We start from the raw sequence: 9,790 nt of genomic DNA, 5'->3' as shown, positions 1-9,790 counted from the left end.
GACACACGGCCATCCTCGAAGACATTGATTACCGGAACTCACGGGGCCTGGATAAAGGACTGATCCAGTCATTGGCCAGCTGCCAATGGGTGAAGGAGCATCTGAACGTACTCATAACCGGTCCCACCGGCGTTGGCAAAACCTGGCTGGCCTGCGCCCTGGCACACAAGGCCTGCCGCGAAGGCTACACCGCCCAGTACGTGCGCCTGACCCGACTGTTGCGGGAACTGACCATCGCCAAGGGGGATGGTCAGTACGCCAAGCTCCTGACCAACCTCGCCAAAGTAGACGTCCTGATCCTGGATGACTGGGGGCTGATGAAGCTGAGCGCGGAGAACCGAAGAGACTTGCTGGAGGTGCTGGAAGACCGACATGGCCGGCGCTCCACCATTGCCACCAGCCAACTACCCATCGAAGAATGGCATGGTGTAATCGGCGACGCCACTCTGGCAGATGCCATCCTGGACCGGCTTGTTCACAACGCCTACAAGATCAATCTACGGGGCGAATCCATGCGAAAACAGCAGACAAAGTTGACGGGCACTGAGACTTCGGAGTAACAAGAGAAACCCCGCGTCGCTACGCTCCGATGGGTGGCAGCCTTGCTCCGGTCCGGGTGGCAGGCTTCACGTGGAATGGGTGGCAACCTTCAGCGGTTTACGCACACGTTCTTGCTGCCTGGAAAGAACTCTGCATAATCGAAATCGCCGAGTAACATCTTTGCTTCCATGCGCTGAATGAGCATTTCCAATTGTTTGCGGTTCTTTGCGGTGTCGCTAAGCAGGGTCTGTTCACGACATCTCACGCCCTGGAAGGTGAAGTCGACAAAAAGCTTGTTCGTATCTCGCCGGACCCTTACCTTAGCCATGGCACACCCCTCCATTTGCCATTGGAATGGTTAGCGAATCCTGAGCCCTGTTCAGCATGTCTTCCTCGATGACCTCCCAGATGTACAGTATCTTCCTGCCTCCGAAAGGGCGGATATAATGCTTGCCTTCCAGAAGGACGCTGTCCTTTAAACACTGGCGAATGGTTCTGGCGTCATACTTGATGCGATCAGACAGTTCTTCAGTTGTCAGGTATGTGTTGTTCATGCGAATATCATCCTCTATTGTCCAAGCGATCAAATGATAATAAAAAATATCACTTGATCATCAATATACGCCTCTTGCTGATAATTGCAAGTGTCGTTTGATACTTTTTATGATCAAATGGCGGGAAGATGATTCGCTATCACCTAAAAGAGCTCATCGCAGACAAGGAATTCGCAGAAAAGCGACGCATTACGATTGGGGAAATTGCCAAGGAAACGGGGATCAACCGGATGACGCTATCCAAGATCATTAACCATCCAGGACACAGTACAGTGACGGACAACCTGGATAAGCTGTGCAACTATTTCGATTGTGAGATCGAACAGCTTGTGACCCATATAAAGGACGGAAACTGAGATCCGTGGACTACCGTCAGCATGGAAGCTATTAAATCGTTATGCCGTTTCTGAAGGAGAGAAGCAGGGCGTGCCTTAGGGTGCCTTATGGTCAAAGTTCATAGGAGGCTACTATAGGCTTAAGAACAAATGGCACAGTTAGGGCACGGCCACGGCACGGAGGAAAATGCGGAGAGCAGAAACAAGAAAGGCAGACCAGTAAGTAACTGATCTGCCTTTCTTTTATATGGTAGCGGGGGCAGGATTCGAACCTACGACCTTCGGGTTATGAGCCCGACGAGCTACCAGACTGCTCCACCCCGCATCAAACTTGTCGTCATCACAAAAAGTTCTGGTTAACTTTTTGTTTTAGCAGTGTTTTCTGTTTGCTTCACCGCTCAACGTGGTGCGTATATTAAGGATTCGGCGGAGGGCTGTCAACGGCTATTTGAAGATTTTCTGTTGAGGATAACCCCTACGTCCCCTCGGCCTGTGAGAGTCGCGCCTGGAAAGGGTGATAAGATTCCCGGGCATCGTAAAACATTTCAGTGCTTAAATGTTCTGGCCAGGAGAGTCGCATGACTGAGGGAGTTATCAGGCGCACGGTGTTGCTTTTGTTGTTTGCGGTCGTGACGGGGTGTGCAACCGGTCAGTCGGTGCCGGACCAGCCGTTGCTGAATACCTACTGGAAACTGGTGAGTCTGGAAGAACCAGGAGTGACAGTTATCGAGGGACACCGGGAGCCACACCTGGTACTGCACCAGGAGGGTCAGCGTCTTGCAGGTTCAACCGGGTGTAATAACCTTTCCGGCCGTTATCAGCTGGATGATGATCAGCTCAGGTTCCGGAACCTGGTTACCACGCTGATGGCCTGTCGGGAGGTGATGCAACAGGAAGCGTTATTCCTGAAGGCACTGAAAGACACTGTCAGTTGGACGGTGGATGGTGACGTGCTCGTGTTCCGGGATGAACGGGCGGCCAAGGTGGCTGAGTTCCAGGCGGTTTACCTGTACTGACGGTGGGGGCAAGCGACCGTCGGGCTCATAACCTTCCGCTACCACTATCACAGCTTACACAGCTTTATCGTGAAAATTCCCCGGAATAGCCCCACTAAGTGATAATGCACTATACTGGACAGAGCAGTTCACGAGGAGAAAAGTGATGACCCTGGCCGCCGCCACGCAAAACCGGACCAACGATCGCACTTTGCTCGCCAAGGCGCTTTTTAATGCCGCCGATGCCATGGGGGTTGCCAAGGCTGACGTGTCAAAGATCGTTGGACGGGATCGTACCGGCATCACTCGCGACGGCATTGATCCGCAGTCAAAGTCCGGCGAACTGGCGCTTATGTTTGTTCGTGTATACCGGGGGCTTTATGCGCTGGTCGGTGGCGACCGGGACAATATGCGGCACTGGCTAACCACTGATAATGAGTACTTCGGCCAGGCGCCCCTGCAGACGATGAAAACCTGCGAGGGCCTGGTGCGGGTAGTGATGTACCTCGATGCCATCCGGGGCAAGGTTTGAGCTACCTGGAGCGAATATACACCCAGACGGGGCCACTCAAGGGGCAGGTTTACCGGGTGGCGGAAACCCAGGAGAAATCCGCCACCACCGATATCGTCGACACCGCTGAAGAGCAGTCTCGCCTTGAAGAGCTACTGGAAGAAAGCAAGCCACCTTACACCCACACTGATCGTGGGCTGCACTACCTGTTAAAAACGCCGTTTCGATATCCGCCGCTGCGTTATGGCTCTCGCTTCGGGCGTGTCTTCGAGAAAAGCCTGTTTTACGGTTCTGCCGACACTCAAACGGCGTTGGTGGAAACCGCTTATTACCGGCTGGTGTTCGTTCGGGACACTACAAAGCCGTTCCCCAGGCCGGTCAAATCCCACCATACAATCTTTGAAGCGTCGGTAGGGGTGGAAAAGGGGCTCCAGCTTCAATCGTCCGCCTGGCGCGATGTTCGGGACCAGCTGACCCATCCGTCGGATTATGCGTTTACCCAGGCTCTGGGGGGCGAGATGCGGGAAGCTGGTGTTCAGGCGTTCCAGTTTATTTCAGCCCGGGCAGTGCAGGTGGGGCTTCGGGCTCCCGACGCCGAAGACAGGGCTGCAGGAAAGTCCAAGTCGGGGTTGAACGCAGTGGGCCTCAACTGGGGGGTGTTCACGCCAAAAGCCTTCCGGCGGCGTCAGCCGAGTAATTTTCGGCCGATGATTGCCGTGACCACCCGAGAGCACGTATCCATTGTCGTGACGGAGCGTGATGGTACCTCTACCGCCGCGGAATTCCCTGCCGACAGATTTATGGTAGCCGGGCAGCTTCCCCGTCCCGCGGTCTGACCGATTCGCCTGCTATTCCTCGCAGTAATCCGCCTGGTGGGTTGTAGCCCACCACTGCCTGGTCGAGGGGGTGAATAGTTTCATTGCTATCTGCCATAATTCCTTTTCAAACTACGGCGCCCGACTGGAATGCGGCCGGCAAATGGTGGCATGCAACCGGTACGGCAGACCCCCATATAAAACAACGATAAAAGGAGTATTCATGGACACCCCGTTTCGCTATTACATGCAAGTCCGCTACGGCGAATGCGATGCCCAGAAAGTGGTTTTCAATGCCCGCTACGGTGATTACATCGACCTGGCTGCGACCGAATTCCTCCACCACATCTGCGAGCAGGACCAGCTGCCCGGTGGCGGCTTTGACTACCAGGTGGTCAAGCTGACCATCGAATGGAAAGCCCCGGCGCGTTACCGGGACCAGCTGGAAATCACCGTCCAGCCCGGGCATATCGGCAATACGTCGTTCACCCTGGATATGGACATCACCAACGCCCGCACGGGACAGTTCCTGGCAAAGGGCGAGATGATCGGCGTGACTGTACATCCGGAAACCGTTGAGAAAATGCCCATTCCCGACCTGATGCGCCAGGCGCTGGAGCAGGGCGGTCGTGGTGAGTTTATCGACCATGCGGGCATGCATACTGCCACCAAAGCTACCGCCCTCGCTGAAGCCTGAGGGCCGCTTTGGGCCCAGGGCCATCAGATTCTGGTGGTCCTGGGGCGGCTCGTCGCAACTTGCCGTCATCGTCAAAGCAATTCTCGACTAAGCTCATGCATGGAAAGGAACCTCTATCATCGGGAGGAACTACATGCAGGCGAGTTCGGTTAATCTGCCGGATTACGAGCAGTTTTGTGCCAGTTTTTCCTGGGCCCAGGCCTGGCGGGAACTGGCAGGCATGGGCGATGGTCGGCTCAATATCGCCTTCGAGGCGCTGGACCGGCATATGGGCACAGAGGTGGCAGAACGCACCGCCATCCGCTTTATGCCCCGTGACAGTCAAACCCCGGTGGATATCAGCTACCGGGCCCTGAACGAGCGCGCCGCGCGATTTGCCAATGTGCTGCAGGATCTGGGGGTCAGGCCCGGCGAACGGGTCTACGGTCTGTCCCATCGGATTCCGGATCTTTATGCAGCGGTGCTGGGTACCCTCAAGCACGGCTGTGTGTTCACGCCCCTGTTTCCTGCCTTCGGCCCGGAACCCATTCGTCAGCGCGTGGAAATCGGTGAGCCAGCGGTGCTGGTCACCAGCGAGCGGTTGTATCGGAAAAAAGTCGCGGACTGGGTAGCAGACACACCGTCGATACGCCATGTATTGCTGATTGACCAGCTCGACGAGGCGCCACCCGGAACCGAGGATGCCGCGTCGCTGATGGCGGCCGCCAGTGATCAGTACGCCACCCGGGCCATGGACCCGGAAGATCCGGCGCTTCTGCATTTTACCAGCGGCACGACGGGCAAGCCCAAGGGCGCCCTGCATGTGCACGAGGCCGTAGTGAACCATCACATGACCGGTCGCTACGTGCTGGACATGCACCCGGGTGACATTTACTGGTGTACTGCCGACCCGGGCTGGGTGACGGGCACCTCCTACGGCATCATCGCGCCGCTGACCAATGGTGTGACCATGGTGGTGGACGAGGCCGAGTTCGACGCCGAGCGTTGGTACCGGATCATCCAGGACCAGAAAGTTGCCGTCTGGTACACCGCACCCACCGCCATCCGCATGTTGATCAAGCTGGGTCCGGAACTGCCTCGGGCCCATGACCTGTCGTCGCTCCGGTTCATGGCCAGTGTTGGCGAGCCCCTCAATCCGGAAGCCGTTATCTGGGGCCGCAAGGTGCTGGGCAAGCCCTTTCACGACAACTGGTGGCAGACAGAGACCGGCGGCATCATGATCAGCAACTATGCCTCCATGGAGGTTCGTCCCGGCTCCATGGGTAAGCCCATCCCCGGTGTGGAGGCGGCCCTGGCCCGGAAGACCGAAACCGGCATCGAGCTGATCACGGAACCGGACGAGACGGGCGAGCTGGTGCTGAAAAAGGGCTGGCCTTCCATGTTCCGTGGCTATCTTCACCAGAAAGAGAAATACCGCAACAGCTTCGTCGGTGACTGGTATCTCACCGGTGACCTGGCACGCCGGGACGCCGATGGTTACTACTGGTTTGTCGGCCGTGACGATGACGTTATCAAGTCGTCGGGGCACCTGATTGGCCCGTTCGAGGTGGAAAGCGTGCTGCTGGAGCACCCCGCCGTAGCGGAGGCTGGTGTTATCGGCGTACCTGACGAGATTGCGGGAGAAACCGTGAAGGCCTTTGTCGCCCTCAAACCGGGCTATCAAGCGGATGAGAGACTGCGCAAGGAGCTGATGGGCCTGGCCCGAAAAAGGCTGGGGCCGGCAGTAGCGCCACGGCAGATCGATTTCCGGGAAGAACTGCCACGCACCCGCAGCGGCAAGATCATGCGCCGCTTGCTGCGGGCGCGGGAACTGGGCCTGCCGGAAGGTGATACTTCCACCCTGGAGAGCGGAGGTGCGCAATGAGTGCTTCCGGGAAACCCAGGATGTCCCGTGAGCACGCGCTTCGCCTGCTTCGGGACATGCTGCGTGCGCGACGATTTGAAGAACGCTGTGTGGAACTGTACACGCAGGAAAAAATCCGTGGCTTCCTCCATGTCTGCATCGGCGAGGAGGCCGTTGGCGCCGGCGTCATGTTCAATCTGACCGAGGACGAGGCCGTCGTGGCCACCTACCGGGAACATGGCCATGCCCTGCTCAAGGGTATCTCCATGGAGCGGGTCATGGCGGAGATGTACGGCAAGGTGTCGGGCTGCGCCATGGGGCGGGGTGGTTCCATGCACCTGTTCGACGCCGATACCCGGTTCTTTGGCGGCAATGCCATTGTCGGTGGCGGAATTCCCATGGCGGTGGGGCTGGCGCTGGCAGACAAAATGCAGGGCCGCACCCGGGCAACGGTCTGCTTTTTTGGTGAGGGCGCCGCCTCGGAAGGCGTGTTCTACGAAAGCCTGAACCTGGCGGCACTCTGGCAGTTGCCGGTTGTATTCATCTGTGAAAACAATCACTACGCCATGGGGACGCCCCTGGACGTTGAACATGCCCGGGGCGAGGTCTATCACAAGTCGGAAGCCATTGGCGTACCGTCCGAGCGGGTGGATGGCATGAGCGTGGTCCAGGTGGAGGCGGCTGCCCGCAACGCCCTCGATGCGGCACGTTCCGGAAAGGGACCACGATTGATCGAATGCGACACCTACCGGTTCCGTGCCCACTCCATGTTCGACCCTCAACTTTACCGGGACCCGGCAGAAGTGGAGGCCTGGAAGGAAAAGGACCCCATTGTCCGCCTGGCCGACTGGATGGCACAGACCGGGCTTATCCAGGAGGGCGAGCGGGAGGCCCTGGAAAAGGAAATCACCGAAGAGATCGACAAGGCGGTCCAGTTCGCCGAGAACGCCGACTGGGAGCCGCCGGAAACCCTGCACGACTATGTTTCCCTCCCTTTGCCCAGTCCCTTGGCGCCACCACCGGCACCGGAGTCGGAACCCTCACAAACCAGCATGCGAGAGGCGTTCAATCGCGGTTTGCAGGAAGCCCTTGAGCACGATGAGCGGGTATTCCTCATGGGGGAGGACATCGGGCGCTATGGTGGTTGCTATGCGGTTACCCGTGACCTGTTTGCCGAGTTCGGGGCCGATCGTGTTAGGGACACACCGCTGGCGGAGAACGGCTTTACCGGCGCCGGGCTGGGGGCGGCCCTCGGGGGCATGCGGCCCATCGTGGAAATCATGACCGTGAATTTCAGCCTGCTGGCCATGGACCAGATCGTCAATACGGCCGCTGCATTGCTGCACATGTCCGGTGGCCAGTTCAATGTGCCGGTGGTGATCCGCATGGCAACCGGCGCCGGGCGGCAGGTGGCGGCACAGCACTCCCACAGCCTGGAAAACTGGTACACCCATGTGCCCGGTCTTCGTGTGCTGGCACCGGCTACGGTGGAAGATGCCCGGTACATGCTCTGGGCCGCACTGCAGGACCCCAACCCGGTACTGATCTTCGAGCATGTGATGCTCTACAACCACACCGCCGAACTTACGCCGCAACCGCAGGGTGTGGACATAGAGAAAGCGGCCATCCGGCGTACAGGCACCGACATTACCCTGATCACCTATGGGGGCTCCCTGTACAAGGCACTGGAAGCGGCGGAACAGCTTGCCGCAGAGGGCATCGAGGCCGAAGTGGTCGATTTACGGGTGCTGCGGCCCCTGGACACCGATACGCTGGTGGAATCTGTCGCCCGCTCACATCGGGCGGTCATTGTCGATGAGGGATGGAAAACCGGCGGCCTGGCCGGAGAAGTGATGGCCATCCTGAATGAACGTGCATTCTGGGAACTGGATGCACCACTGGCCCGGGTCTGCAGTGAGGAAGTTCCGGTGCCTTACCCCCGGCACCTTGAGCAGCTGGTCTTACCCCGGGTTGAGCAGATCGTGGAGGCAGCCCGCCGGACGCTCGGAGAGAAGCCATGAGTGAGTTCACCATGCCGTCCCTGGGTGCCGATATGGATGTCGGCAAGCTGGTCCAGTGGAAGGTAAAGGTGGGCGATCGGGTAACCCGGGGGCAGGTTATCGCAGCCGTGGAAACCTCCAAGGCGGTGTTGGACGTGGAGGTGTTCGAGGATGGCGTGGTCGAGGCGCTGTACGTCGGAGAGGGGACCGAAGTGGATGTGGGCACGCCACTGGCGCGGATTGGTGACGGTAGCGGCAAGGGTCGGCCCGGCCCGGAAACGCCATCACCAGGGACCACCAAACCGGCCACCGAACCTGGTGAGACAATCGGTGCGCATGCCAGGCCGGAAAAGGCTTCGAAGGAAGACCGGCCACTGCCGTCACAACCGGTGTCTGCAGGGTCAGTCCCGGCCGACAACGGTGGCCATGCTGCGGAGCGGATCCTGGCATCACCGGCGGCCCGGCGCAGGGCCCGGGAGGCTGGTGTGGATCTGTCGGGTATCCGGGGCAGCGGACCGGATCGCGCCGTTGTGCTGAGAGACCTGCAGGGAACGACGCCTGGGCGCAGGCCGGCGCCCGCCGGAGGCGGCTTTGACCGGGAGCAGATGCGCGCCACTATCGCAGCAGCAATGACCCGGTCCAAGCGCGAGATTCCCCATTATTACCTGGCGACCATGGTAGACCTGCATGCGGCTGAAGCCTGGCTGGCGGACTATAATCAGCATCAACCGCCGGAGAAAAGGCTGTTGCTTGCTGCCCTGTTCATGAAAGCCACCGCCATGGCCCTGGCCCGTTATCCTGAGCTCAATGGTCACTATGGCGAAGCGGGCTTTGCCGCTGCGCCCCAGGTCAATCTGGGCATGGCGGTGCACCTGCGTGGCGGCGGGCTGGTGGCCCCGGCTATATCGGACACCGACAAGCTGTCGCTGCCGGAGTTGATGCAACGGTTTCAGGACCTTGTCCGCCGTGCCCGGGGAGGTGGCCTGCGCCTGTCCGAGATCACAGGCGGCACCGCCACTTTGACGGCCCTTGGTGATCGCGGCGTAGACACGGTCTACGGTGTGATCTACCCGCCCCAGGTCGCCATGATCGGCATTGGTCGTGCCCGCCGCCGGCCCCTGGCAGTGGGGGACGGGGTCGCCGTCCGCCTGGCCGTGGACCTGACCCTGGCGGCCGATCACCGTGTCTGTGATGGCCACCTTGGCGCACTGTTTCTCAACGAGATTGAACAACGACTACAGCAACCGGAGGCACTGTGAATCGGGACGAATTGCGCAAGGCGGTGCTGGAGGAGTTGTCGGATGTGGCACCGGACATCGACATGGCCACGTTTGACGACAGGGCCAGCCTGCAGGACGAATACGACCTGGATTCCATGGACCTGCTTAACCTGGCAGCCGCGGTACACAAGCGGCTGGGTGTGAACATTCCCGACCAGGACTACGCGCGCATGCGGTGCGTTGCGGACCTGCTGGATTACCTGCAGGAACGGGTCTGACG

General features: G+C 59.2%; 12 protein-coding genes and 1 tRNA gene. 10 read left to right on the top strand and 3 right to left on the bottom strand.

Going from position 1 to position 9,790, the window contains the following annotated elements; all coding sequences use genetic code 11:
* On the top strand, positions 1–560 hold a 560-nt coding region (istB, locus tag BM036_RS02715; RefSeq protein WP_091848658.1), incomplete at its 5' end, for an IS21-like element ISSpu5 family helper ATPase IstB.
* An 89-nt stretch (positions 561–649) separates the two neighbouring features.
* On the opposite strand, the gene BM036_RS02710 is transcribed toward istB, so the two are convergent.
* Positions 650–868 (bottom strand): Arm DNA-binding domain-containing protein, encoded by a 219-nt coding sequence (locus tag BM036_RS02710; RefSeq protein ID WP_091848657.1) that lies wholly within the window; start codon positions 866–868, stop codon positions 650–652.
* Positions 861–1,094: a hypothetical protein gene (locus BM036_RS02705; RefSeq protein WP_091848656.1), complete on the bottom strand. Its 234-nt coding sequence runs from the start codon at positions 1,092–1,094 to the stop codon at positions 861–863. Before BM036_RS02705 ends, BM036_RS02710 begins: the two co-directional genes overlap by 8 nt.
* 128 nt (positions 1,095–1,222) lie before the next feature.
* Here BM036_RS02705 and BM036_RS02700 point away from each other — a divergent pair, with 128 nt between their 5' ends.
* Positions 1,223–1,450 carry a helix-turn-helix domain-containing protein gene (locus BM036_RS02700; RefSeq protein WP_091848655.1) on the top strand — a complete coding sequence of 76 codons (228 nt, stop codon included), beginning with the start codon at positions 1,223–1,225 and terminating at the stop codon, positions 1,448–1,450.
* A 227-nt stretch (positions 1,451–1,677) separates the two neighbouring features.
* Here the strand turns inward: BM036_RS02700 and BM036_RS02695 are convergent.
* Positions 1,678–1,754, bottom strand: a tRNA-Met gene (locus BM036_RS02695).
* A 253-nt stretch (positions 1,755–2,007) separates the two neighbouring features.
* Between BM036_RS02695 and BM036_RS02690 the strand changes: the two genes are divergently transcribed.
* The 8 genes from BM036_RS02690 to BM036_RS02655 all read left to right on the top strand — a co-directional run bounded on the left by BM036_RS02690 (position 2,008) and on the right by BM036_RS02655 (position 9,788).
* A complete protein-coding gene (locus BM036_RS02690; protein WP_091848654.1) occupies positions 2,008–2,445 on the top strand; it encodes an META domain-containing protein in 438 nt (145 codons plus the stop codon).
* 145 nt (positions 2,446–2,590) lie between these two features.
* Entirely contained in the window at positions 2,591–2,956 is a 366-nt protein-coding gene (locus BM036_RS02685) for an MbcA/ParS/Xre antitoxin family protein (protein ID WP_218144752.1), read from the top strand.
* Positions 2,953–3,771, top strand: a complete 819-nt coding sequence (locus tag BM036_RS02680; RefSeq protein WP_091848653.1) for an RES family NAD+ phosphorylase — start codon at positions 2,953–2,955, stop codon at positions 3,769–3,771. Before BM036_RS02685 ends, BM036_RS02680 begins: the two co-directional genes overlap by 4 nt.
* A 202-nt stretch (positions 3,772–3,973) precedes the next feature.
* A complete protein-coding gene (locus BM036_RS02675; RefSeq protein WP_091848652.1) occupies positions 3,974–4,447 on the top strand; it encodes an acyl-CoA thioesterase in 474 nt (157 codons plus the stop codon).
* A 133-nt stretch (positions 4,448–4,580) separates the two neighbouring features.
* On the top strand, positions 4,581–6,311 hold the full coding sequence (acsA, locus tag BM036_RS02670; protein WP_091848651.1) for an acetate--CoA ligase: 1,731 nt from the start codon (positions 4,581–4,583) through the stop codon (positions 6,309–6,311).
* Positions 6,312–6,331: 20 nt separating this feature from the next.
* The gene (gene pdhA / locus BM036_RS20235; RefSeq protein WP_245742419.1) at positions 6,332–8,311 is read left to right on the top strand and encodes a pyruvate dehydrogenase (acetyl-transferring) E1 component subunit alpha; all 1,980 of its coding nucleotides are present in this window, start codon (positions 6,332–6,334) and stop codon (positions 8,309–8,311) included.
* On the top strand, positions 8,308–9,549 hold the full coding sequence (locus BM036_RS02660) for a dihydrolipoamide acetyltransferase family protein (protein ID WP_091848649.1): 1,242 nt from the start codon (positions 8,308–8,310) through the stop codon (positions 9,547–9,549). Before pdhA ends, BM036_RS02660 begins: the two co-directional genes overlap by 4 nt.
* Positions 9,546–9,788, top strand: a complete 243-nt coding sequence (locus tag BM036_RS02655) for an acyl carrier protein (protein WP_091848648.1) — start codon at positions 9,546–9,548, stop codon at positions 9,786–9,788. The genes BM036_RS02660 and BM036_RS02655 overlap by 4 nt, the downstream gene beginning before the upstream one ends.
* The last annotated feature ends 2 nt before the right edge of the window (positions 9,789–9,790 follow it).

The organism is Marinobacter segnicrescens, from assembly GCF_900111555.1.
GTDB classification, from domain to species: domain Bacteria; phylum Pseudomonadota; class Gammaproteobacteria; order Pseudomonadales; family Oleiphilaceae; genus Marinobacter; species Marinobacter segnicrescens.
The sequence above is the reverse complement of the archived record's forward strand: the minus strand, read 5'-3'. Positions and strand labels throughout refer to the sequence as shown.